General features: G+C 72.0%; 22 protein-coding genes and 6 tRNA genes. 9 read left to right on the forward strand and 19 right to left on the reverse strand.

Going from position 1 to position 22,534, the window contains the following annotated elements; translation table 11 throughout:
* Window positions 1–63: 63 nt before the first annotated feature.
* The 6 genes from ACIGDI_RS22325 to ACIGDI_RS22350 all read right to left on the reverse strand — a co-directional run bounded on the left by ACIGDI_RS22325 (window position 64) and on the right by ACIGDI_RS22350 (window position 5,076).
* On the reverse strand, window positions 64–654 hold the full coding sequence (locus ACIGDI_RS22325; RefSeq protein ID WP_399899257.1) for a hypothetical protein: 591 nt from the start codon (window positions 652–654) through the stop codon (window positions 64–66).
* A gap of 10 nt (window positions 655–664) precedes the next feature.
* Window positions 665–1,552, reverse strand: a complete 888-nt coding sequence (locus ACIGDI_RS22330) for a carbohydrate ABC transporter permease (protein ID WP_399899260.1) — start codon at window positions 1,550–1,552, stop codon at window positions 665–667.
* Entirely contained in the window at window positions 1,549–2,505 is a 957-nt protein-coding gene (locus ACIGDI_RS22335; RefSeq protein WP_399899263.1) for a carbohydrate ABC transporter permease, read from the reverse strand. Before ACIGDI_RS22335 ends, ACIGDI_RS22330 begins: the two co-directional genes overlap by 4 nt.
* Before the next feature lie 32 nt (window positions 2,506–2,537).
* Entirely contained in the window at window positions 2,538–3,827 is a 1,290-nt protein-coding gene (locus ACIGDI_RS22340; protein ID WP_399899266.1) for an ABC transporter substrate-binding protein, read from the reverse strand.
* 640 nt (window positions 3,828–4,467) lie between these two features.
* Window positions 4,468–4,539, reverse strand: a tRNA-Val gene (locus ACIGDI_RS22345).
* Between the two features lie 57 nt (window positions 4,540–4,596).
* Window positions 4,597–5,076, reverse strand: a complete 480-nt coding sequence (locus tag ACIGDI_RS22350; protein ID WP_399899269.1) for a TIGR02611 family protein — start codon at window positions 5,074–5,076, stop codon at window positions 4,597–4,599.
* Window positions 5,077–5,277: 201 nt separating this feature from the next.
* Here ACIGDI_RS22350 and ACIGDI_RS22355 point away from each other — a divergent pair, with 201 nt between their 5' ends.
* Together ACIGDI_RS22355 and ACIGDI_RS22360 are read left to right on the forward strand one after the other, a co-directional pair.
* Entirely contained in the window at window positions 5,278–5,691 is a 414-nt protein-coding gene (locus tag ACIGDI_RS22355; RefSeq protein WP_004002642.1) for an SsgA family sporulation/cell division regulator, read from the forward strand.
* Between the two features lie 419 nt (window positions 5,692–6,110).
* On the forward strand, window positions 6,111–6,671 hold the full coding sequence (locus ACIGDI_RS22360) for a CGNR zinc finger domain-containing protein (protein WP_399899271.1): 561 nt from the start codon (window positions 6,111–6,113) through the stop codon (window positions 6,669–6,671).
* A gap of 71 nt (window positions 6,672–6,742) precedes the next feature.
* Here the strand turns inward: ACIGDI_RS22360 and ACIGDI_RS22365 are convergent, their stop codons facing one another.
* Together ACIGDI_RS22365 and ACIGDI_RS22370 are read right to left on the reverse strand one after the other, a co-directional pair.
* On the reverse strand, window positions 6,743–6,895 hold the full coding sequence (locus tag ACIGDI_RS22365; protein WP_174267277.1) for a hypothetical protein: 153 nt from the start codon (window positions 6,893–6,895) through the stop codon (window positions 6,743–6,745).
* A 154-nt stretch (window positions 6,896–7,049) separates the two neighbouring features.
* Complete coding sequence (locus ACIGDI_RS22370; protein WP_399899275.1) at window positions 7,050–7,502, reverse strand: hypothetical protein; 453 nt, start codon at window positions 7,500–7,502, stop codon at window positions 7,050–7,052.
* A 243-nt stretch (window positions 7,503–7,745) separates the two neighbouring features.
* Between ACIGDI_RS22370 and ACIGDI_RS22375 the strand changes: the two genes are divergently transcribed.
* Window positions 7,746–8,255, forward strand: coding sequence for a DsbA family protein (locus ACIGDI_RS22375; RefSeq protein ID WP_399899278.1), 510 nt, complete (start codon window positions 7,746–7,748; stop codon window positions 8,253–8,255).
* 30 nt (window positions 8,256–8,285) lie between these two features.
* On the opposite strand, the gene ACIGDI_RS22380 is transcribed toward ACIGDI_RS22375, so the two are convergent.
* From ACIGDI_RS22380 to ACIGDI_RS22390, 3 genes are read right to left on the reverse strand one after another with little or no spacing between them, the layout of a single operon-like run.
* Window positions 8,286–9,110, reverse strand: a complete 825-nt coding sequence (locus ACIGDI_RS22380; protein WP_399899281.1) for a GNAT family N-acetyltransferase — start codon at window positions 9,108–9,110, stop codon at window positions 8,286–8,288.
* Window positions 9,111–9,163: 53 nt separating this feature from the next.
* Window positions 9,164–9,985 carry an aminotransferase class IV gene (locus tag ACIGDI_RS22385; protein ID WP_399899283.1) on the reverse strand — a complete coding sequence of 274 codons (822 nt, stop codon included), beginning with the start codon at window positions 9,983–9,985 and terminating at the stop codon, window positions 9,164–9,166.
* Window positions 9,982–11,037, reverse strand: a complete 1,056-nt coding sequence (locus tag ACIGDI_RS22390; RefSeq protein ID WP_399899286.1) for a chorismate-binding protein — start codon at window positions 11,035–11,037, stop codon at window positions 9,982–9,984. The genes ACIGDI_RS22385 and ACIGDI_RS22390 overlap by 4 nt, the downstream gene beginning before the upstream one ends.
* Before the next feature lie 179 nt (window positions 11,038–11,216).
* Here ACIGDI_RS22390 and ACIGDI_RS22395 point away from each other — a divergent pair.
* The 5 genes from ACIGDI_RS22395 (at window position 11,217) to ACIGDI_RS22415 (ending at window position 11,682) form a co-directional block, all read left to right on the forward strand.
* Window positions 11,217–11,289: transfer RNA gene (locus ACIGDI_RS22395), tRNA-Gly, on the forward strand.
* Window positions 11,290–11,328: 39 nt separating this feature from the next.
* Window positions 11,329–11,402 (forward strand) — tRNA-Cys (locus tag ACIGDI_RS22400).
* Window position 11,403: 1 nt separating this feature from the next.
* Window positions 11,404–11,475 (forward strand) — tRNA-Val (locus tag ACIGDI_RS22405).
* Window positions 11,476–11,509: 34 nt separating this feature from the next.
* Window positions 11,510–11,581: transfer RNA gene (locus ACIGDI_RS22410), tRNA-Val, on the forward strand.
* 29 nt (window positions 11,582–11,610) lie between these two features.
* Window positions 11,611–11,682 (forward strand) — tRNA-Val (locus ACIGDI_RS22415).
* Between the two features lie 54 nt (window positions 11,683–11,736).
* On the opposite strand, the gene ACIGDI_RS22420 is transcribed toward ACIGDI_RS22415, so the two are convergent.
* The 4 genes from ACIGDI_RS22420 to ACIGDI_RS22435 all read right to left on the reverse strand — a co-directional run bounded on the left by ACIGDI_RS22420 (window position 11,737) and on the right by ACIGDI_RS22435 (window position 14,051).
* Window positions 11,737–12,030, reverse strand: coding sequence for a zf-TFIIB domain-containing protein (locus ACIGDI_RS22420; protein WP_200705847.1), 294 nt, complete (start codon window positions 12,028–12,030; stop codon window positions 11,737–11,739).
* An 80-nt stretch (window positions 12,031–12,110) separates the two neighbouring features.
* Entirely contained in the window at window positions 12,111–13,076 is a 966-nt protein-coding gene (locus ACIGDI_RS22425) for a phosphotransferase (RefSeq protein ID WP_399899290.1), read from the reverse strand.
* Between the two features lie 304 nt (window positions 13,077–13,380).
* A complete protein-coding gene (locus tag ACIGDI_RS22430; protein ID WP_058926448.1) occupies window positions 13,381–13,578 on the reverse strand; it encodes a hypothetical protein in 198 nt (65 codons plus the stop codon).
* A 197-nt stretch (window positions 13,579–13,775) separates the two neighbouring features.
* Entirely contained in the window at window positions 13,776–14,051 is a 276-nt protein-coding gene (locus ACIGDI_RS22435) for a hypothetical protein (RefSeq protein WP_351581556.1), read from the reverse strand.
* A 196-nt stretch (window positions 14,052–14,247) separates the two neighbouring features.
* Between ACIGDI_RS22435 and ACIGDI_RS22440 the strand changes: the two genes are divergently transcribed.
* Window positions 14,248–15,672 (forward strand): serine/threonine-protein kinase, encoded by a 1,425-nt coding sequence (locus ACIGDI_RS22440; protein ID WP_399900025.1) that lies wholly within the window; start codon window positions 14,248–14,250, stop codon window positions 15,670–15,672.
* Here ACIGDI_RS22440 and ACIGDI_RS22445 read toward each other — a convergent pair.
* The 4 genes from ACIGDI_RS22445 to cobT form a co-directional block, all read right to left on the reverse strand.
* On the reverse strand, window positions 15,669–16,067 hold the full coding sequence (locus ACIGDI_RS22445) for an NUDIX domain-containing protein (RefSeq protein ID WP_399899295.1): 399 nt from the start codon (window positions 16,065–16,067) through the stop codon (window positions 15,669–15,671). The genes ACIGDI_RS22440 and ACIGDI_RS22445 overlap by 4 nt on opposite strands.
* Window positions 16,068–16,069: 2 nt before the next feature.
* On the reverse strand, window positions 16,070–16,888 hold the full coding sequence (locus ACIGDI_RS22450) for an RNA methyltransferase (protein ID WP_200702712.1): 819 nt from the start codon (window positions 16,886–16,888) through the stop codon (window positions 16,070–16,072).
* A 64-nt stretch (window positions 16,889–16,952) separates the two neighbouring features.
* On the reverse strand, window positions 16,953–18,185 hold the full coding sequence (cobA, locus tag ACIGDI_RS22455; RefSeq protein ID WP_399899298.1) for a uroporphyrinogen-III C-methyltransferase: 1,233 nt from the start codon (window positions 18,183–18,185) through the stop codon (window positions 16,953–16,955).
* Between the two features lie 140 nt (window positions 18,186–18,325).
* Entirely contained in the window at window positions 18,326–22,498 is a 4,173-nt protein-coding gene (gene cobT / locus ACIGDI_RS22460) for a nicotinate-nucleotide--dimethylbenzimidazole phosphoribosyltransferase (protein WP_399899301.1), read from the reverse strand.
* Window positions 22,499–22,534 lie beyond the last annotated feature (36 nt).

The raw sequence follows: 22,534 nt of genomic DNA on the forward strand, positions 1-22,534 counted from the left end.
CAGGGGCATGACAGAGAGAGGTACGGCGCCGATGGCGTCGACCGGATGCGCGGGCACCGCCCGTCAGCGGTGCCGGTACCGCTCCTCCACGGCGACGGCGGCCGCGGCGACGGCCCCCAGGACGGGGACCGCCAGCGGCGCGACGAACCAGGCGGACAGGGCGACCAGCGCCAGTCCGCCGATGAGCAGGGAGGATCCGGCGGGATCGAGGACGGTACGGCGACCGGCGGCTCCGAGCAGGGTCCGCCAGCTCTCGCCCGGTGCCCAGACCGCCGACGCCCGCAGCCCGGCGACGACGGCGCCGATCAGCGCGAACAGGCCGACGGCCCCGACCAGCGGCCCGCCGGGAATCCCGGCGCGTACGGCCTGGACGTCCACCCAGACCACGGCCGCCGCGACCCATCCGCCGAGCCCCACGGCCCAGCCGCCGCGCAGGGCCGTACGGAAGTCGTCCGCGAACTCCCGCCGGCCACCGCCCCGATGGGTGGTGCGGCGCCGCAGATGCCGTGCGCCGGCCGCGAACGCCGCCGGGTAGGTGACCACGCCGAGCGAGGCCACCGCGATCCACACCCCGGTGAGCAGGCACTCGGCGAACACGGCGAACCGCTCGGCGAGGACGGACTCCTTACGTGCCTTCACGCGCGCCTGGGCCATGGTGACCGCCTCAGCCCTTCAGTCCGGAGGTCGCCATTCCGTCGATCAGATAGCGCTGGAAGGCGAGGAAGAACAGCAGGACGGGCAGGAGCGCCACCAGCGACATCGCGATGAGGCCGCCGTAGTTGGCGGCGACGCCGTCGGAGTCGCGGAACATCATCATGCCGAGGGAGACGGTGTACTTGCCGGGCTCGTTGAGGTAGATCAGCGGGCCCATGAAGTCGTTCCAGGCGTTGATGAAGGTGAAGATGGCGCTGGTGATGAGCGCGGGCCGGCACAGCGGCAGCACGATCGACCAGTAGATGCGCAGGTGCCCGCAGCCGTCGATGCGCGCCGCCTCGTCCAGTTCCCTCGGCAGGTTGCGCATGAACTGCACCATCAGGAAGACGAAGAAGGCCTCGGTGGCCAGGTACTTGCCCAGCAGCAGCGGCACATAGGTGTTGATGAGCTCCAGCTTCTGGAACATCACGTACTGCGGGATGAGCAGCACGTGGTACGGCAGCAGCAGCGTGCCGATCATCAGGGAGAACAGCAGGTTCCGGCCGGCGAACCTGATCTTGGCGAAGGCGTACGCGGTGAGCGAGCAGGAGATGAGGATGCCGACGACGGCCCCGCCCGCGTAGAACAGGGAGTTCTGGAAGAAGGTCCAGATGGAGATGTCGGCTATGCCGTCGGCCAGGCCCTTGAAGTTCGCCAGGATCGGATGGGACGGGAACAGCTGCAGGCCGTTGATGATGTCCTTGCTCGGCTTGAACGACGCGCCGATGACCCACAGGACCGGGTACAGGATGACCGCGAGGATCAGCAGCGCCCCGATGTGCCAGGCCAGGGAGCCGGTCCGGCGGCGGCCCAGGGCCAGGGGTTTCGTGGCCGCGGGCTCTGTCGTGGTCGCGCTCATCGGGCGTCCTCCTCGTAGTGCACCCACTTCTTCTGCGACCAGAACAGGACGGCGGTCACCAGGGCGACGGCGAGCAGCAGCATCCAGGCCATGGCTGAGGCGAAGCCCATCTGGGCGTTCTTGAAGCCCTGCTGGTAGAGGTAGCAGGTGTAGACGAGCGTGGCGTCGGCCGGACCGCAGTAGGTGTTGGAGACGACGTAGGCCGAGCCGAAGATCTGGAAGGAGTGGATGGTCTCCAGCAGGACGTTGAAGAACAGCACCGGGGAGATCATCGGGAGCGTGATGCTCCAGAACTTGCGCAGGGCGCCCGCGCCGTCCAGCTCGGCCGCCTCGTAGAGCTCCCTGGGCACCTGCTTGAGACCGGCCAGAAAGATGACCATGGGGGCGCCGAACTGCCACACGGTCAGGGCGACCAGGCAGTACAGGATCCAGTCGGGGTTGCCGACCCAGCCGCCGGCGTGGATGCCGACAGCCGACATGGCGCGGTCCACGATGGCGTTGTCGGAGAAGATCGACCGCCAGACGAAGGCCACCGAGACGCTCGCACCGATGAGCGAGGGGGCGTAGAAGGCGGCCCGGTAGAAGGCCTGGCCGCGGCGGCTCTGCGCGAGCAGGAGGGCGACCCCGAGCGCGAGCAGCAGCTTCAGCGGGGTGCCGATGACGACGTACTTGGCGGTCACCTCGACCGACCTCTGCCACCGCGGGTCGTCGAACATCTTGGTGAAGTTGTCGAGACCCACCCACTTCGGGGTGTTGAAGAGGTTGTAGTCGGTGAACGCGAAGTAGAGCGAGGCGGCCATGGGGCCCGCGGTCAGGAGCAGGAAGCCCGCGATCCACGGGGACATGAAGAGATAGCCGGCCAGGTTCTCCCGGCGGCCCCGCCGCTTCTCGGCGGCGGGGGCGACGGAACGGACCTTGCGGGCAGTGGGCGGTGAGTCCTTGACGAGCGTCACGGTGCTTCCCAATCGGTTCCGGTGCGGTCCGGTCAGGCCTGGAAGGCGGCCTGCGACTCGTCGAAGAACTGCTTCACCGCGTCGGCGACCTTGACCTTGCCCAGGCCCAGGTCGCCGCCGATCCGCAGGAAGGCGGCCTCGATGGTGTCGGCGCCGGAGGGGTGCGGGGTGATCGTGCCGAGTACGCCCGCCTTCGCGGTGTCCGCCTCGTACTGCGCGATCTCCTTGTTGACGGTGTCCGTCGGCTTGAACGCGTCGTACTGCTCGGTGGAGGCGAGGATGCCCCGGTCGTAGCCCATGATCTTGCCGACCTCGGGGTCGTGGACCATGAAGTCGATGAACTGGGCGACCTCCTTGGGGTGCTGGGTGCGCGCGGAGGCGCTCAGCATCAGGGAGGCGAGGTACTGGCCGGTGTGCTTGCCGTCCGTCGTCGGGATCGGGGCGAGGCCGTACTCGCTGTCGCCCTCGGCGGTGTAGCGGACGGTGAAGTTGTCCCAGGTGAACTCGGAGGCGCCGTGCCCGGCGGAGAGGGACGACTTGGGCCGGTCCTGCGCGACGATCTTCGGGCTGGTGATGATGCCGGCCTTCGTCCGGTTGTAGCCGTCCTGCCACCACTCCGTCAGGTCGGCCTTGTCGAAGCCGAGTCCGTCCTTGGTGTAGAACGCCTTCCCGTTCTGGCGCAGGTACAGGTCGTACAGGTACATGATGCTGAAGTAGCCGGTGTCCCCAGGGACCTTGGTCTTGTCGTAGACGGTCTTCAGGGCCTTGAAGTAGTCGTCCCAGGTCCAGCCGGCCGCCGGCTCGACGCCCGCCTTCCGGAAGACCTTCTTGTCGATGACCAGCGCCATGGTGTTGGAGCCGACGGGGACGCCGAGCTGCTTGCCGTCGACCTCACCGACCTTGGTGACACCCGCACGGAAGTTGTCGAGGCTGAGATTGCCCGCGTCGATCTGCGACTTCAGGTCGAGCAGAACACTTCTCTTGTCGTACTTCCGAAGGAATGTGACGGCGTTTTGGAAAACGTCCGGGGGATTTCCGCCGGACGCCTGCGTCTGGAACTTCTCCCAGAAAGACACGTAGTCCTGGAAGTCCGTCTTCACCTTGATCTTCGGATACTTCTTCTCGAAGAGCTTGATGGTCTGGTTGATCTTCTTGGCCCGCTCGTCGGCACCCCACCACGAGTAACGGATCGTCACCGTCCCGTCGGCCGAGGTGCCGCTGTCGCCTCCGCACCCGGTCGTCGCGGCCAGCCCCAGGGTGGCCGCGGTGGCCCCCGCGGCCTTGAGGATCGTACGCCTCTCAACATTCCTGCTGGTTCCCACAGTCGGGCCCTCCCCGGCATCGTCGCCGCATGCATGAATCGTTTCAAGTAAGCGCTTGCTGGCACAAGTTACGGAGGGGCTCGGGGTGCGTCAATGATTCGGACAGGAATTTCTCGGGGGACTCGCGGGAGGGCTAGTGACGGAGGGCGACGGGTCGGCGCGAGCTGCGGGGCGAATGCGCAGGTGAGGGGGGTGTGGATGGGGGGTCGAACGGGTGGTGGGGCCTGGGGGGCCGAGACCGGGCGGCTGAAAGTGACGCCGGGGGGAGGGGAGTTGACGGGGCGTTGGGTGTTGAGGGGGGGCGGGAGGCGGTTGGGGCGTGGTCGAACGGGGTGCGGGCGGGCGGAACATGGAGTGGGGGGTACGCGGTGGGGTGTGCGTGGTGGGTGGTGCACGCGGTGCGTGGTGTACGTCAGTGCCAGACGTGCTGGACAGGCAGGCTCGGCGCGCGCCCAAAGACGCCCCGGCCGACCCACGCACAGTCACGGTCAACCGCATCCCCGCCGGAGGGGGACACACCCCAGCCACCTGCGCACCCGGCCCTCGCTGAACGCCCCGCACCCGCACCCCGGCACCGGCAGCCCCACGCAAAACAACGGCGGCCCACCTGCACTGATGCAGATGGGCCGCCGTTTCCGGGTGGGCGATACTGGGTTCGAACCAGTGACCTCTTCGGTGTGAACGAAGCGCTCTCCCACTGAGCTAATCGCCCGGGCGCAGGAAGTACATTACCCCATGTCAGGCGGCGCCCCGCACCCTCCTGTGAAGATCACTGGTCCTCGATCTTCCAGGGCATCACGGCGCCGAACTTCCACAGGTAGACGCCGACCAGCACGCCGATGATCACGAGCCCGACGACGGTCAGCGTGATGTTGCGCCGCCGCACCTTGGGGTCGAGGGCCCGCTGGGCGGCCTCCGTGACCTTGCGCTTGGTCCAGCGGAGCACCAGCTGGGCCCAGACGAACTCGGTCGCCCAGATGGCCATGCCGCCGAAGATCACGACCCAGCCCGGACCGGGCAGCGGCAGCATGACGATGCCGGCGGCGACGACCGCGAGCCCGACGACGAAGACGCCGACCTGCCAGCTCAGGTGCAGTGCGCGGCGCCGCTTGATGAACCCCGGTGCCCTGGATCCGAGCCCCTGTCCGTCCCGCACGTCGCCCGCCTCGGTACCGCCCGTTTCGGACCGGCCCGGCGCCACGGCGATCTCGCCGCTCGCACCGCCCGTCCGGTTACTCCCCGTATCCATACGGCCAAACTTTACCTTACTTTACTGACCGGAAACCAGTCACCAGAATGGCCGTACCGTACGAAGGAGCTCTCGGCCGGAAGAGTTACGTAAACGCACGCAAAACACTCAGAGGGGTTTACAACGGCACCGTAGGTGGCATGTCGATTTCGCCGACGTGCGAATCCCCGAGCGCACACTGAGCGAAAGGCCCTGGCGCTTATGAACACCACGGTCAGCTGCGAGCTGCACCTGCGCCTCGTTGTGTCGAGCGAGTCCTCCCTGCCTGTCCCCGCAGGACTGCGGTACGACACGGCCGACCCCTACGCCGTGCACGCCACCTTCCACACCGGAGCCGAGGAGACCGTCGAGTGGGTGTTCGCCCGCGACCTCCTCGCGGAAGGCCTGCACCGCCCGACCGGCACAGGCGACGTCCGTGTCTGGCCGTCACGCAGTCACGGTCAGGGCGTCGTGTGCATCGCCCTGAGCTCCCCAGAGGGCGAGGCCCTGCTGGAAGCCCCGGCACGGGCGCTGGAGTCCTTCCTGAAGCGGACGGATGCCGCCGTGCCTCCCGGCACGGAACACCGGCACTTCGATCTCGATCAGGAGCTCTCGCACATCCTGGCGGAGAGCTAGGCCGAGAGCGCACCAAGCCGCCCGGCGCCGTCGACTCGGGGAGACGGCTCGGGCCGGAACAACCGCATAGGGCTCACGCCGACGCCGTCCCGTTTTCGTCACGGGACGGCGTCGGCGTGTCCGCGCGCGGTCCTGCCCCGCCCAGGGGCACATCCAGTCCCTCCCGTCCGGGGTGACACCTCCTCCCGTCAGGGGAACATCTTCGGCCTCCCTCCGCTCACGGAGAGCGACGTCCACCCCTCCCTCCGCGGAGCACCACGTCCGCCCCTCCCCCGCCCACAGAGCACCGTGTCCGCCCCCTCCCCTCGCCCGCATACGGCTTTGCGTGACGGGCGGCACCGGTCCGGACGCCGTGAGACGCATTACCATCGGCCAGCATCGGCGGGCGTGTGCCCGACCCCCAGGCCAGGGAGCGAAACGTGCTGATCACCCACGACACCCGGTGCGCCCTCGACACCGTGGTCGATCTGGTGAACACCGCGCCGGAGGACGACACGACGCCGGACGCGCTGCCGGACGTCCCGGCTCTCGAGGAGTTCGTACGAAACCACGACATCAGCGATGTCGGGGTGCTGTCGGAGTTCGACCTCTCGGCGGTGCGCAAGATCCGCGGCCGGTTCGCCTCGGTGTTCGCCTCGCCCGACGCCCGGAGCGCCGCCGTACTGATCAATGAACTGGTGGCCGCGGCGGGCACCACTCCCCGTCTCACGGACCACGACGGCTACGACTGGCATGTGCATTACTTCGCGCCGGGCGCGTCCGTCGCCGACCACCTGGCGGCCGACTGCGGGATGGCCCTCGCCTTCTTCGTGGTGGCCGGGGAGCAGGAGCGGCTGCGCCGCTGCGAGGCGCCGGACTGCCGGCGCGCCTTCGTCGATCTCTCCCGGAACCGGTCGCGGCGGTACTGCGACAGCCGCACCTGCGGCAACCGTCTGCATGTGGCCGCGTACCGAGCACGGCGCAAGGAGGCCGCGGGCTGAGGCCGGCCGGCGACGGTCCGGCGATGTCGACGTGGTCCCCGACGGGTGACGCCGGGGACCACGGGTACGGCTCAGAGCAGCAGCAGATCGTGCAGCGCAGCCATGAGCAGCAGACACCCGATCACCGCAAGGAAGATCATCAGCGGTGGCTGGGAAAGGGCGAAGAGGCATCCGCGCGGCTCGTCCTTCGGCGGCGCGGTATCGCTTGGTGTCGTGTCCAGCATCTCGCGGCGATGATGGCGCAAACGGCACCCTCGGCGCGATCAACACACCCGAAATGACCGGGAGTTCGCTGGATCCCGTGACGTCCCGTTTCGGGCGTGATCACTTACGGACGACACGTTGGTCCAGTGTGACGTTTCAGCCGTCATGCGCAGGTCATATGCCGTGCTTCTTCAGGATGGCCTCGATGTCGCTGAAGTCGTCCGCGGAGTCGGCGCGCGGCGCGGTCGCCGGCCGGGTCGAGGCACGGGTGCCCGGACCGAGGGAGGGTGCGGAGGCGGTGGGAGCCGTGGGGGCCACCGCAGCGCGCCGTTCGGCCGCCCTGGCCTCCTTGCGCTCCTTGCGGGTGCCGCCCCGGCGGCGCTCCACCGCGCGTGTCGTGGAGAACAGCAGCCAGGAGACGCCGAGCACGGCGAAGCCCGCCCAGGCCGTCACGCTGAAGGCCGTGTCCGCCAGCCAGTTGACGACCCCGGTCATCACCAGGCCGAGGGGGATCAGCGAGTAGGCGGCGATGCGCGCGGCCGCGAGGAAACGCTTGCGGTAGGCGGTGACCGCCGCGATGCCCAGGCCGGCCGCGGCCACGGCGGAACAGACTGTCTCGGCGATCATCCGGTCCTCCAGAGCGGGGCTGGGCTCGATCGGGCAGGGGCGGTTCGTCCCTTCCCTTCCATCCTGCACCGCCCGGGCCCCGCCGGGCCATGCCCCGGGCGGACATCAGGGACATCTCCGGGTCGGCTCCTCCGCAGGTGCCGGTATCGGGCGCCTCCCCAGTAGTGGTTCGGGGCCGGTCCCGCAGGTCACCGGGGTGCGGGCCGATTGGGACTGCCGCCCTGGGGCTGGAAGACTGTCCCCATGAGCGACTCCTCCCCCGCCCCCGTCCTCGACGTCTGGTGCGAACTCCAGTGCCCGGACTGCCGAAGCGCCCTGGACGACCTGCGCGCCCTGCGCGCCCGCTACGGCGACCGGCTGGAGCTGCGCCTGCGCCACTTCCCGCTGGAGAAGCACAAGCACGCCTTCGCCGCCGCGCAGGCCGCCGAGGAGGCGCTGGAGCAGGGCAAGGGCTGGGAGTACGTGGAGGCCGTACTGGGCCGCGTTGAGGAGCTGGACCGTGCGGGCGAGCCGTTCCTCGTCGAGGTCGCCCGCGAACTCGGTCTCGACGCCGAGGAGTTCGACACCGCGCTGATCGACGGCCGGCACATCCTGATCGTCGACGCCGACCAGGCCGAGGGCAAGGCGATCGGCGTCACCGGCACTCCGACGTACGTCATCGACGGCCAGCGCCTGGACGGCGGCAAGAGCCAGGAGCGCCTGCGCGAGCGGATCGAGGAGATCGCGGACCGGCTGCTCGCCGAAAACCCGTGAGCGTGCTGACCTGCTGACCGCCACCGGCGTCTAGAGCAGGTCCTTGTACAGGTGGTAGGTGAGCGTCTCGTAGCCGAGTGACTCGTAGAGCCGCTCGGCGGGGGTGTTGCCCGCGAAGACGTTCAGCTGGATGGCGGGGCGGCCGGCGGCCACGCTCTGGGCCTCCGCGAGCAGCATCAGCGTGCGGCCGTGGCCCCGGCCGCGGTGGTTGGCGTCGGTCTCCACCTTGTAGACGAAGGCCTTGCCGTCGCGGGAGCCCGTCCAGAGGACGCCGACCGGCTCCCCCTCGTGCTCCAGGACGCTCAGGTCCATTCCCTGGGTGGCCGGTCCGTCGGGCAGCGCGAGCGTATGGTCCCGCTCGGCCTTGGCACGGGCTTCCGCCTCGGGCACCCCGCGCTCGATCCAGCTCTGGGCGTAGCTCTCCTTGTCCTGCTCCTGCCAGGGCTCGAACTCCTCGGGGGTCATGGGCCGGCCCCGGCTGCCCGCGGGCAGCTCGGGTGCGGTGGGACCGAGCGGCTTCTCCATATGACGGTTGCGGACGACGTACCCGAGGGTCCTCGCCAGCCTGAGTGCCGCCTCGGCGGCGGCCGGCACCGACACCTCGACCCTCCTGCAGCCCCAGCCGCGCAGCACCTCCTCGGCGGCGAGCGCGGCCACCGTGCCCCGGCCTCGCCGGCGGTCCGGTTCCTCGATGCTCAGGTCCAGGATCTGGGCCACCGACTCGCCGAAGGCGGGACTCGTGGCGAGGTGCACCGTGCCCACGGGGCGGCCGTTCACGCACACCTGGTAGTGGCGCGACAGCGCCCCGTCGGCGGCACGTTGAAGCGGCTCGGTCGGCCGCAGGGTCGTCGTCATCAGGGGAGTTCTACCCGCCGGGAAGCCCTGCGTCAGCCCATTTTCCGCGCCTGTCACGGATCTTGGTCGGCTCCCGACCGCTCGTCGAAGATCCGCATGGCCTTGGCGGTCACCGGGCCCGGCGCGCCGGGCGGTTCACGGTCGTCGACGCGGTGGACGGCCTGGATGTCGCGCAGGGTGGAGGTGAGGAAGATCTCGTCGGCCCGCTCCAGCACGTCCAGGGGCAGCTCGGTCTCCACGGCGCCGGTCCACTCGATCGCCAACGCGCGCGTGATGCCCGCGAGGCAGCCGGAGGCCAGCGGCGGGGTGTGGATCTCGCCGTCGAGGACGACGAAGACGTTCGAGCCGGTGCCCTCGCAGAGCTGCCCGACCGTGTTGGCGAACAGGGCCTCGGAGGCGCCGTGTTCATGGGCGCGGGCCAGCGCGACCACGTTCTCGGCGTACGAGGTCGTCTTCAGGCCGGTCAGCGCGCCCCGTTCGTTGCGCGTCCAGGGCACGGTGATCACGGCCGTGGAGTCGGGGCGGCGGGCGGTCTCGCCGAGCGCGACCACGAGGGTGGGGCCGTGCTCGCCCCGGTCGGAACCGAGGGGGCCGTGGCCGCCCGTGTAAGTGATGCGCAGCCTGCCGAGGGGCATCGGATTGGCCTCGAGGACGGCGGCGCAGGCGCGGCGCAGCTCGTCGTGGTCGGGGTCGGGCAGTCCGAGACCGCGCGCGGAGCGGGTCAGCCGGTCGAGATGGCGGGTGAGCGCGAACGGCTTCCCGTCGACCGCCTTCACCGTCTCGAAGATGCCGTCGCCCACGGTCAGTCCGTGGTCGAAGACGGAGACGCGGGCGGATTCGATGTCCCGCAGCGCGCCGTCGAGCCAGATCTTCACGTCGTGATTCCCTCTCCACTCACCTCGTACGTGCCCGACGCTACCGCGAGCAGTCGGGACGCCTTCAGCTCGGTCTCCCGCCACTCCGCCTCCGGGTCGGAGCCCCAGGTGATGCCGGCGCCGGTGCCGAAGCGCAGCTCGGCCGCGCCCCCCGGGGTCCGGTCGATCCAGAAGGTGCGGATGCCGACCGCCAGCTCGCCGGTTCCGCGGTCGGCGTCCACCCAGCCGATGCCCCCGCAGTACGGTCCCCGGGGCGCGGGCTCCAGGGCGTCGATGATCCGCAGTGCGCTGGACTTGGGAGCGCCGGTGACGGACCCGGGCGGGAAGGCGGCGTCGAGCAGCTCGGGCCAGCCCGCGCCGTCGCGGAGCTCGCCGCGGACCGTCGAGACGAGGTGGACCAGACCGGGGTGCTTCTCCACGGCGCACAGGTCGGGGACGGTGACGCTGCCGGTGGCGCAGACCCGGCCGATGTCGTTGCGGACCAGGTCGACGATCATGACGTTCTCGGCGTAGTCCTTGTCGAGGAGGTCGGCCTCGGTGCGCCCGGTGCCCTTGATCGGCCCCGACTCCACGACCCGGCCCCGGCGGCGGAGGAAGAGCTCCGGCGAGGCGGTGGCTGTTTCGACGCCGTGCTCGGGCAGCCGGATCGTTCCTGCATACGGCGCCGGGTTGCCGCGGGCCAGCAGCGCCGTGAGATCGTCCACATCGGCCCCGGGGGCAAGGGGGGCGGCGAGCACCCGGCACAGGTTCGCCTGGTAGACCTCGCCCGCCGCGATGTGCTCACGGATCCGGCGCACGCCGGCCGTGTACGCGGCGCGGTCGAGGGACGACGACCAGTCCCCGGCCGCCGGCCCCTGCCAGCGGCCCGGCACCGGCGCGGGCACCGGTTCCTCTCGTACGTCGTCGAAGCGGGCGCAGGTCAGGCGGCCCTCGAAGTCCGCGACGACGGCCCAGAAACCGGTGGAGTCCAGGGCGGCGGGATCGGCGGTGACGTCGCGGAGACCGGTGGCGACGCGCGTGCCGAAGCGGGCGAGAGGAGGGAGGTCGTGCACGCGTCGAGTCTAGGGCGGGTGTCCGAAAGGTGACCTCGGCATGTCCCGCCGGATGCCCTGGCCACGCCCCCTGAGCAGGCGCAGCGCAGCACGCTGCGCAAACGCGTTTTTGTGCTGGCCCGGGAATCCGCTAGAGTTCAACACGTCGCCGGGCCGCGAGAGCGGAACGGAAACGACAAGCGGACGTAGCTCAGTTGGTAGAGCGCAACCTTGCCAAGGTTGAGGTCGCGAGTTCGAGCCTCGTCGTCCGCTCGAAGGAACCAGGGGATCTTCCCGAACCCCTGCACTCCGGGTGGAGTGGCCGAGAGGCGAGGCAACGGCCTGCAAAGCCGTCTACACGGGTTCAAATCCCGTCTCCACCTCCAAGGACGATTAGCTCAGCGGGAGAGCGCTTCCCTGACACGGAAGAGGTCACTGGTTCAATCCCAGTATCGTCCACTGGATCTTCGGCGGAACATCGAAGGTCTGACCCGCGCGATTAGCTCAGCGGGAGAGCGCTTCCCTGACACGGAAGAGGTCACTGGTTCAATCCCAGTATCGCGCACGCAGCCCCTCCTGCGGGGTGGCTGACCTGGACGATTAGCTCAGCGGGAGAGCGCTTCCCTGACACGGAAGAGGTCACTGGTTCAATCCCAGTATCGTCCACACACCGAAACCCCCGGCCGTCTCAGACGGCCGGGGGCTTCTTCGTCGTTCCGGTCAGCTGGAGAACAGCATGTGGCCGAAGCTCTTGTGGCGGTGGTGACCGCCGTGGTGCCCGCCGTAGTGACCACCGCCGTGCGGGGCGCCCCAGGCCGGCGCGGGCGGGGCCGGGTAGGCCTGCGGCGCGGACGGGGGCGGCGGGGCGGGCTGGGACCACTGGGACTCCAGCCGGGTCAGCGACTCCAGCTCGCCGTAGTCGAGAAAGATCCCGCGGCAGCCGCTGCACTGCTCGATCTGGACGCCGTTGCGGTTGTACGTGTGCATCGGCGCATGGCACTTCGGACACTGCATGGTGGGCTCAACTCCTCGCCGGTCGGTCCTGCTTCGTGTTTCGCCAGGACAGACTCTGTCCGGCTGCGGTCGGTTGCACCCTACTTCGCTGAGACCGAGGTCAACTGCGGTGGGAGGGAACCCATTCGGGCACATGCGTCGATCACGGACATCTCGATCTCGTCGAGGGGGCGGTTGCCGGTGACGGCCTTGGTGACGGCCCGGGCGGCAGTCTGCACGGTCAGGGCGCGCGCCGGGACGTCCAGGGCGGGCCACGGATCGCCGTCCGCCGGGACCGCCGGACCTCCTCCGGCGCGGTAGGCGGTGAGGAAGCGGGTCCATTCGTCGGGCGGGAGCAGCCCGCAGGCGTACCAGGCCGCCGGGCGGGCGAGGTCCCAGGCGGGGATGCCGGTGCCGAGGTCGTCGACGTCGATGAGGAGCCACCGGCCGTCGGGGGCGGGGTGCCGGACGAGCTGGCCGAGGTGGAGGTCGCCGTGGCAGAGGGTGGTGGTGTCCGGCATGGGGGCCTCGGCGCGAGCCCAGGCGGGGAGCGTGGCCCAGGCGCGCAGGACGGGTGCGACGGCGGGGTGGGGAGCGGCGGCCGGGCCGGTGACCGCGGCGGCGAGCCGGGCGACGGCGTCGGCCGCCTTCGCCGGGCCGCGCATGGGCGGCAGGGGGGCGGCCGGGGACGGGACCGGGGTGCGGTGGAGGCGGGCGAGCAGGGTGGCGGCGGCCTCCCAGGGGGCGGCGTCGGGCGTGTCCGGGTCCACGGGGGTGCCGTAGGGCCAGAAGGTCACGACGCGGCCGTGCAGGTCGACGGGGGTCGCGGTCAGCGGGGGCAGGAGGATGCCCGGGAGGTGGGCTGCCGCCGCGAGACGGGGAGCGAGGTCGCGGAGGTCGCTGTGGGGGGCGTGGGCCTTGGCGACGGTGTCCGCGTGACGGACGACGGTGGCGTCCGGCCGGTCGGCCAGGGTGGTGGACTCGCCGCAGGGGCAGCTCGCGGTGCGGGTGTGGGCCGTGGCCTCGGCTCGGACGGTGAGCTCGGCGAGCAGGGCGGTGGCGGTCACGGGGCTCCCTGGGGCGGTGCGGGCTGCTTGCGCAGGGTACGGCGTGGGGTGCGGTGGCCGTAACGGCTCTGGCGGACCCGCGTGGACGACGGTCGTAACGGCTCCGGCGGACCCGCGTCGACTACGGCCGTAACAGCCCCTGCGGACCCGCGTCGAGCGGTCGTGTCCGTCTCCGGGCATGGCAATGCCGGCGCAGCTCCCCAGCTGCGCCGGCATTTTTGCCGTCCGCCGCACCCCCGTCCCCACGGGGTTTCATGGGTGGATGTCCCCGCCCGGACCGCTCTTCCGGGCCTGGGGTCGCCGCTCAGCGCCCCAGCATCACTCCCACGGACGACGCCTGTGTGGCCACTGTCTCCCAGCCGTCGAAGACGAAGAAGAGCAGGGCCGCCAGGGGGAGGACCATGAGCGTCGCCACCAGGGGGTGGCGGCGGCCCGTGCGGCGGGGGCGGAGCGTACTGCGCTCCAGCGTGCGGAACTGTGTCCGCGGTGCCGTCCAGGCCATGGTCCCTCTCCTGACCGATCTTGTTGTCTTTGGCAGCGGCGGGTGTCTGACCTCGGGGGACGAGTGCTGCACCCGCCGCTTGACCTCAAATCTAGGCGTCCGGCGTGCTCCGGTCGTCATGCCCCCGTACCGATTGGCGGGCCTCCCGGAGGATGAGCCGCCGGTCGAGGAGTACTCCCCTGGGTGGAGACGAGGACCTAGGTCTCAGGGTCTTCCCCGAGGGGGTGCCCGGTGTGTGCGCGCTTTTCCGAGCTGTCCTCCCTCGGTACCGGCTGCTCGACCAGGGCCAGGACCCGGGTCGCCATGAAGCGGGCCGTGCGGACCACGGAGCCGTTCCTGGTGACTTCGCTCACTTCCACCACACCTCGGCGCACCGCCGTCTCCACCCTGCGGCCCGCCCTGCTCGCCACCACCTCGTAGGTGCGGGTCGTGTCCCCCGCGTCCACCACTATCTCCACACGGTCACCCTTCACGGGTTCAATCCCCCTTCTGTGATGGGTGGTTGGCAGCACGGTCAGCAGCAAGTCCGCCTGCTGCCGTGCTCCCTGACCACCCCTCAAGTCTCCCACCCGGCACTGACAATCGATCTGCGCGAGAGGGCGCGGCCTCTGCGCGCGGGCGGCCGTGGAAACGTAAGCTGTGCCACGTCACACGGACCGGGCAGCGGGGATGAACATGGCGATGATGCGCCTGAGGCGCGAGGACCCGCGCGTCGTCGGCTCGTTCAGGCTTCACAGACGGCTCGGCGCGGGCGGGATGGGCGTTGTGTACCTGGGCTCCGACAAGAAGGGGCAGCGGGTAGCACTGAAGGTCATCCGGCCTGACCTGGCGGAGGACCAGGAGTTCCGGTCGCGGTTCGCGCGTGAGGTCTCGGCGGCGCGGCGAATCAGGGGTGGGTGTACGGCCCGGCTGGTCGCCGCCGATCTGGACGCCGACCGGCCCTGGTTCGCCACGCAGTACGTGCCCGGTCCCTCGCTCCACGACAAGGTCGCCGACGAGGGACCGCTGGCCGCGGCCGACGTCGCGGCCGTGGGCGCCGCTCTGTCGGAGGGCCTGGTCGCGGTGCACGAGGCGGGTGTGGTGCACCGGGATCTCAAGCCGTCCAACATCCTGCTGTCCCCGAAGGGGCCGCGGATCATCGACTTCGGCATCGCCTGGGCGACGGGGGCCTCGACGCTCACCCACGTCGGTACGGCCGTCGGCTCCCCCGGCTTCCTCGCCCCGGAGCAGGTGCGGGGTGCCGCCGTCACGCCGGCCACGGACGTGTTCGCCCTCGGGGCGACCCTGGCGTACGCGTCGATGGCCGACTCGCCCTTCGGACACGGCAGTTCCGAGGTCATGCTGTACCGGGTGGTGCACGAGGAACCGCAGCTGCACGGCGTCCCGGACGCGCTGGCTCCGCTGGTGCGGGCGTGTCTGGCGAAGGATCCCGAGGAGCGGCCCAGCACGCTCCAGCTGTCGCTGCGCCTGAAGGAGATCGCCGCCCGTGAGGCGCAGGGTCTCGCGGAGGTGCGCCCGCCCGGGCCGCGGACGGGCGAGGCGGACCGGCCCACCGGACGGCTCGCCGACACCTACCCGGAGACGCTGCGCGAGCCGCAGCGCAGGCGTCCGCAGGGGACACCTCCCCCGCGCGGCACGTCCTCCTCGTCACGCGGGGTCGCCCCTTCGCAGGGCGGGAACCCGTCCCGGGGCGGCGGTTCGGCCACCGGCGGGAGCCAGTCTCGTGGCGGCGGCCCGTCCTCCCGGGGCGGCGCGTCCTCCTCGCGGGCCGGCGGGGCGTCGTCCTCGCGTTCGGGGTCCCGGTCCACGCCCGCCTCGCGCAACGGCACCCGTTCCGGCGGCGGAAGCCGGCCCGGGCCGCGCAGCGGGGCCGGACGCCCGGCGCCCAGGACCACCGGGACGGGACGCCGGCCGGCCAATCCGCGGCTGCTGCGGCAGCGGCTGTTCGTGTTCGTGGTCGTGACCCTGCTGGTCGCGCTCGGTATCGCCGCGGCAAAGGGCTGTCAGGGGCCGCCGCGCGGTCTCGGCGGCGACGGGCACGTCGTACGACAGCACCAGCAGCAGGTGGAGCCGGGCCCCAGCCAGGGGAGTTAAGGCTCCAGGTTCGGCAGGACGCGTTCGAAGAACTCTCGGTCGCCGTCGAAGACGGGGTCGAGGGCGAGGAACTCCTCGGGAGTGACCCAGCGGAAGTCTCCGACCTCGTAGGGGTCGGGGACGACCTCGCCGTCGGGGGCGTCGGCCGTCCACCAGTGGAGGCGGAAGGTGCCGTCGTCGGTCTCCGACTCCCAGACCTTGGCCAGGGGCGCCGCCGAGAGGCCGACTTCCTCGCGGATCTCCCGGACGACGGCCTCCGGCTGGCTCTCCCCCGGCTCGATCTTGCCGCTGAGGGGCTGCCAGTAGCCGGGGCGCACGACGCCGGGGCCCCGGCGGATGACCAGCAGCCGGTCGCCGCGGCGCAGGACGGCGACGATCGCCTCGCCACGCGGCACGGCTACCCCTGCGGGCGGCCGGTGGCCACCGCGTAGAAGGCGACCGCGGCGGCCGCGCCGACGTTCAGGGAGTCCACGCCGTGCGACATCGGGATGCGCACCCATTCGTCGGCGGCGACCAGTGCCTGGGTGGACAGGCCGTCGCCCTCGGCGCCGAGCATCAGGGCGACGCGGTCCATCCGGTGCGGGGCGGCCTCGTCGAGGGTCTTGGCCTTCTCGTCGGGGGTGAGGGCGAGCAGCGTGAAGCCGGCCTCGCGCACCGACTCCAGGCCCTTGGGCCAGGTGTCGAGGCGCGCGTAGGGGACGGAGAAGACCGCGCCCATGGAGACCTTGACGCTACGGCGGTACAGGGGGTCCGCGCAGTCGGGCGAGAGCAGGACCGCGTCCATGCCCAGGGCCGCCGCCGAACGGAAGATCGCGCCGATGTTGGTGTGGTCGTTGACCGACTCCATGACCACCACCCGGCGTGCGGTCTGCAGGAGTTCGGCCGCCGTCGGCAGCGGCTTGCGCTGCATCGAGGCGAGCGCGCCCCGGTGCACGTGGTAGCCGGTGACCTGCTCGGCGAGCTCCGGGCTGACGGCGTAGACCGGGGCGGGGAGCTCGTCGATGACGTCGCGCATGACGTCGACCCACTTGGCGGACAGCAGCATCGAGCGCATCTCGTACCCGGTGTCCTTGGCCCGGCGGATGACCTTCTCGCCCTCGGCGATGAACAGGCCCTCGGCCGGTTCTCGCTTGCGGCGCAGCTCTACGTCGGTCAGGCCTGTGTAGTCGCGCAGGCGCGGGTCGTCGGGATCCTCGACGGTGATGAGATCGGCCACAGGGTGATACTGCCTTGTCCTGGGTGTGGTGCCAACGGCTGGGAGCGAGTTGTGTTACCCCGGGTTACGCCGAGGTCTCCGGGCCCACGTTCACGACCGCGCCGATGACGATGACCGCGGGCGACCTGACCTCCTGCGTGACGACCGTCTCGGCGACCGTGGCGAGGGTGGCGTCGACGCGCCGCTGGGCGGCCGTCGTGCCCTCCTGGATCAGTGCGACCGGGGTGTCGGGCGACTTGCCGTGGGCGATGAGCGTCTCGGCGACCTTGCCTATCGTGGCCACGCCCATGAGGACCACGAGCGTCCCGGTCAGCCGGGCGAGGGACGGCCAGTCGACGAGGGAACGCGCGTCGTCAGGGGCGACGTGCCCGCTGACCACCGTGAACTCGTGTGCGACACCGCGGTGGGTGACGGGGATGCCGGCCGCGCCGGGGACCGAGATCGAGCTGGAGATGCCGGGCACGACCGTGCACGGGATGCCGGCCTCCGCGAGCGCGTTGACCTCCTCCATCCCACGGCCGTAGACGAACGGGTCGCCGCCCTTGAGCCGTACGACCGACTTGCCCTGCTTGGCGTGTTCGATCAGCGCGTTGTTGATGGCCTCCTGGGCCATGAAGCGTCCAAACGGCAGCTTCGCCGCGTCGATCACCTCGACGCCCGGGGACAGCTCGGCGAGCAGGTCGCGGGGGCCCAGGTGGTCGGTGATGACGACGTCGGCCTCGGCGAGCAGACGGCGGCCGCGGACGGTGATCAGGTCCGGGTCGCCGGGGCCGCCGCCGACGAGGGCGACGCCGGGGGTGCGGGTGCGGTGGTGCGGGGCGACCAGGGTGCCGTCGCGCAGCCCCTCGACGACCGCGTCGCGAATGGCGGCGGTGTGCCGGGGGTCGCGGCCGCCGGCACGGCTGGTGAGGACGGCGACCGTCACGCCCTCGCTGGTGCCCGTGGCCGGGGTCCAGGCGGTGGCGGCGTCGGCGTCGTCGGAGCGTACGCACCACACGCGGTTCGCCTCCGCCTCGGCGGAGGCCCGGACGTTCGCCTCCGCGTCGCTGGTGGCGATCAGGGCGTACCAGGCGTCCGCCAGGTCCCCGTCGGCGTACCCGCGCCGGAGCCAGGTGATCTCGCCCGCCTCCGCCATCGCCTCGACGGAGGGAGTCGCCTCGGGCGAGACGAGGAGGACGTCCGCGCCCGCGGCGATCAGAGCCGGCAGGCGGCGCTGGGCGACCTGGCCGCCCCCGAGGACGACCACTTTGCGGCCGGTGAGGCGGAGGCCTACGGGATAGGCGGGGTGTTCGGCCATGAGGTGCGGCTCCTCGTCCTGGCAAAGCGATGGGCGCTACGGCGCTGGAGCAGCCCTGACGTGCGTGTTTCGATGACGCGTTCAGCGTACGGCCGGGATGGGGCCGACCGCAGTGACGGCGGTCCCATCCCGGCCGGGGCTCACTTCTCGGTGACGCCCGCCGAGTCGAAGGTCGCCACCTCGTGCATGGCACGGGCCGTGCTCTGCACGAGCGGCAGGGCGAGCAGGGCCCCCGTGCCCTCGCCGAGCCGCAGGTCGAGGTCCACCAGGGGGCGCAGGCCGAGCTTGTTCAGGGCGGCCACGTGACCGGGCTCGGCGCTGCGGTGGCCCGCGATGCAGGCCGCGAGGACCTCCGGGGCGATGGCGCGGGCGACCAGCGCGGCGGCTCCGGCGCTGACGCCGTCGAGGATCACCGGCGTACGCAGCGACGCACCGCCCAGCAACAGGCCGACCATCGCCGCGTGTTCGAAGCCGCCGATCGCGGCGAGGACGCCGATGGGGTCGGCCGGGTCCGGCTGGTGGACTTCGAGGGCGCGCCGGACCACCTCGGTCTTGCGGGCCAGCGTCTCGTCGTTGATGCCGGTGCCGCGGCCGGTGACCTCGGCCGGGTCGGCGCCGGTGAACACCGAGATCAGGGCGGCCGACGCGGTCGTGTTGGCGATGCCCATCTCGCCCGTCAGCAGGGCCTTGTTGCCGGCGGCCACCAGGTCGCGGGCGGTCTCGATGCCCACCTCGATGGCCAGCTTGGCCTCCTCGCGGGTCATCGCGGGGCCGGTGGTCATGTCGGACGTGCCCGCGCGGATCTTGCGGGGCAGCAGACCCGGGGTCGCCGGGAGGTCGGTGGCCACACCGACGTCCACGACGCACACCTCGGCGCCGACCTGGCCGGCGAAGGCGTTGCAGACGGCGCCGCCGCCGAGGAAGTTGGCGACCATCTGGGCCGTCACCTCCTGCGGCCAGGGGGTGACGCCCTGGGCGTGCACGCCGTGGTCGCCGGCGAAGATCGCGACGGCGGCGGGCTCCGGGATCGGCGGCGGGCACTGACGGGACAGACCGGACAGCTGGGCGGAGATGATCTCCAGCATGCCGAGCGCGCCGGCCGGCTTGGTCATGCGCTTCTGCCGCTCCCAGGCCTCGCCGAGCGCCTTGGCGTCCAGCGGGCGGATCTGCGACACGGTCTCGGCGAGCAGGTCGTGCGGCTCCTCGCCGGGCAGGGCACGGCGGCCGTACGTCTCCTCGTGCACGACCCACGACAGCGGGCGGCGCTTGGACCAGCCGGCCTGCATCAGCTCGGGCTCGTCCGGGAACTCGTCGACGTACCCGACGCACAGGTAGGCGATGACCTCCAGGTGCTCGGGGAGCCCGAGGGCGCGGACCATCTCGCGCTCGTCGAAGAAGCTGACCCAGCCGACGCCGAGGCCCTCGGCACGGGCGGCGAGCCAGAGGTTCTCGACCGCGAGCGCGGCGGAGTACGGCGCCATCTGCGGCTGGGTGTGCCGGCCCAGGGTGTGGCGGCCGCCGCGGGTCGGGTCGGCGGTGACGACGATGTTCACCGGCGTGTCGAGGATGGCCTCGATCTTCAGTTCCTTGAACTGCTTGGCCCGCCCCTTGGGCAGCGACTTCGCGTACGCGTCCCGCTGCCGCATGGCCAGTTCGTGCATGCTGCGCCGGGTGTCGGCGGAGCGGATGACGACGAAGTCCCAGGGCTGCGAGTGGCCCACGGACGGGGCGGTGTGCGCGGCCTCCAGGACGCGGAGCAGCACCTCGTGCGGGATGGGGTCGCTGCGGAAGCCGTTGCGGATGTCGCGGCGCTCGCGCATGACCTTCAGGACGGCCTCGCGCTCGGCGTCGTCGTAGGCGGGCGCGGCCGGGCCGGTGGACTGTCGTACTTCTTCCACTGCGGCCTTGCTCTCTTCTTCCTGGTCGGCGACCTGGGTGTCCAGGTCGTCCGCGTGCTGTACGGGTTCGGGGTCGGCCTCGCGGGGGGCGGGGACCGTGGCGGCCGGCTCGGGCGCCTGCGCCTGCTCCGCGGGGAGCATGAGCGCGTGCGGCGGGGTCGGCGCGAGGTGCGGGGTGGTCGGCACGGAGCCGGCCACCGGCACGAACCGGCCGATGGACCGGTCGTCACCGGCCGGCGGGACCACCGCCTCGGCGTCTGCGGGGAGGCCGGGCCGGTCGGCTTCGGAAGTCACCGGCGGGGGCATCTGCGCGGGGTCGGCGGGCTGGGGCGCGGCCCCCGCCTCGACGAGCGGGCTGTGGACCTGGGCGATGTGCTCGCCGTCCGCGGGCTGGGGGGAGGGGTCGGTGGTGATGGTGGCATCTCCGGTCGGTGCCGCGGGGCCGTCCGTCGGCTGCGGTGGCTGCGTCGGGTCGGGGGCCGAGGGCAGGATGCCTTCCGGCGGCTCGGGGGTTACGACGGTGTCGGGGGCGTCCGCCGCGACGGCGGGGTCGGCGAAGGCGACCTGGCCGGGGGCGAGAGGCGCGGCCGGGACAGCGGTTCCGGGCGCCGCGTCGTCCGGGACCTGGCCGATCTCGGGCAGGGCCTGCGCCTCGGGCAGGGCCTCAGCCTCAGGCACGGCCACCGGTTCGGCGGCATCCGTGCGCTGGGCTCCCTCGGGCGCGTCCGTGAGCTGGGCACCTTCGTCCGTGAGCTGGGCTCCCTCGGGCGCGGCGCCCTCGGCGAAGTGTGCGCCCGCGGGCGCCGGCGCGGCATCGGGGGTGTACGCGGCGTCGGGAAGCGGGCCGACGTCGGGCGCCTGGCCGGCCTCGGGACCGGCGCCGGGACCTGCCATGCCCTCGGCTGCCTGGGCGGGCGTGCCGTCCGGTCCCGCTTCGGCGGCGGGCACGACGGCGGCGTCACCCGGGTCGGGACCGGCCGCGACAGCGGACGTGCCCTCGGCGCCGGGGTTGCCCGGAAGGACCTGCTCCCCTTCCGCGGCGAACTCGCCCGTGTGCCCGGCATCGGTCACGGGAACGCCCGGCCCCACGGGCCCACCGTCCGCGCCGAACTCGCCGGCACCATCGGCCGCGGGCACGGCATGGCCTGCGGGCCCGCCCTCCGCGGCGAATCCACCGGCAACCGCGTGCGCGCCCTCGGCACCAGGCACGCCCGGCGCGACCTGCGCACCGTCCACGGCGAACCCACCCGCGCCCGTGTCTCCCGCGTCGGCCGCGGGAACGCCCGGGGCGACGGGTGCGCCCTCGACCGGCACGTCGGCCGCGTCGGGAGCCGCCGGAACGCCCGGCGCAACCGGCCCTCCCTCGGCATCGGCCGCGTGAGCACCCGGGGCAACAAGGCCGCCCTCGACCGGGTCGGCCTGCGCGCCGTCCGCCGCGAGGGGGCCGGGAGCCGTCGGCGTGCCGTCGGCCCCATGGGTCCCAGGAGACGTCGGCGTGCCGTCCGGAAGGTTTCCGGCCGCCGTCGGCGCGCCCTCCGCGGGGAAGGCGCCGACAGGCCGGCCGGCATCCGGAGCGAAGCCGCCCGCGGAGGCGTCGTGCGCGCCCTCCACGGCGGCCACTCCCACGGGCACCTGCCCGCTCTCCGGGCCGTGTGCCGCGGTCGCGCCCTCCGGTCCCCCGGTCTGCGCGTGATGAGCGATGTCACCGTTCTGGGCCGAGTACGAATCGTCCTGCCCCTGCGCGGCGGCCCCCGCCTCCGTCGCGATGCGGGCCATGACGGCCTGGGCCGCGCCCACCGGCTCGGCCTGCCGCTCGTGCTCCCCTTGCGCGGGAACAGCGGAAACAGCCGGAACAACCGTTTCGGCAGCCGTGGCCTCGAGGCCGACCGGCGCCTGCGCCGCGCCCGGCGCCTGGGCGCTCCAGGGGGTCGCGCCCTGCGGGGACGCGGCACGCGCCTGGGGTGCGTCGAGGTACTCGGGGCCGACCGTCGGCGGGCCCGGCTGGCGCACCGGGGCGCCCGCGGGGCCGCGGTCGGCCAGGGAGCGGACCGGGCTGGCGGACGCGTCGGGGATGGGCGGGCCGAGGTGCAGCGGGCGGCGCGGGGTGACCGGCGGGATCGGCGTGGTCGGCGCTTCGGGGAGACGGACGCCGCCGAGGTCGACCGAGCCGCTGTCGCGGCCGGCCATCTCGTGCGGGCCCGGCTCGTGCACGGTCTCGACGACCGGCTCGGGCGCGGGCGGGGCGACCTCGTTGCCCCAGGGGCTCTGGGCACCCGGCAGCAACAACAGGTCTTCGTCCTCGGCGGTGGTTTCGGAGAGGTAGGCGTACGCACCGGGCGCCGGAACGCCCGGCTGTTCCACCATGCCTGCGTTCTCCGGCAGCCCCTCGCCCGGGACCTGGCCGGTGTCGGTCATGCGTACCCCTCGCCCATCGGTTAGTGCTTCTCGGTC

This window comes from Streptomyces sp. NPDC085900 (assembly GCF_044540925.1).
Lineage (GTDB): Bacteria > Actinomycetota > Actinomycetes > Streptomycetales > Streptomycetaceae > Streptomyces > Streptomyces gilvifuscus.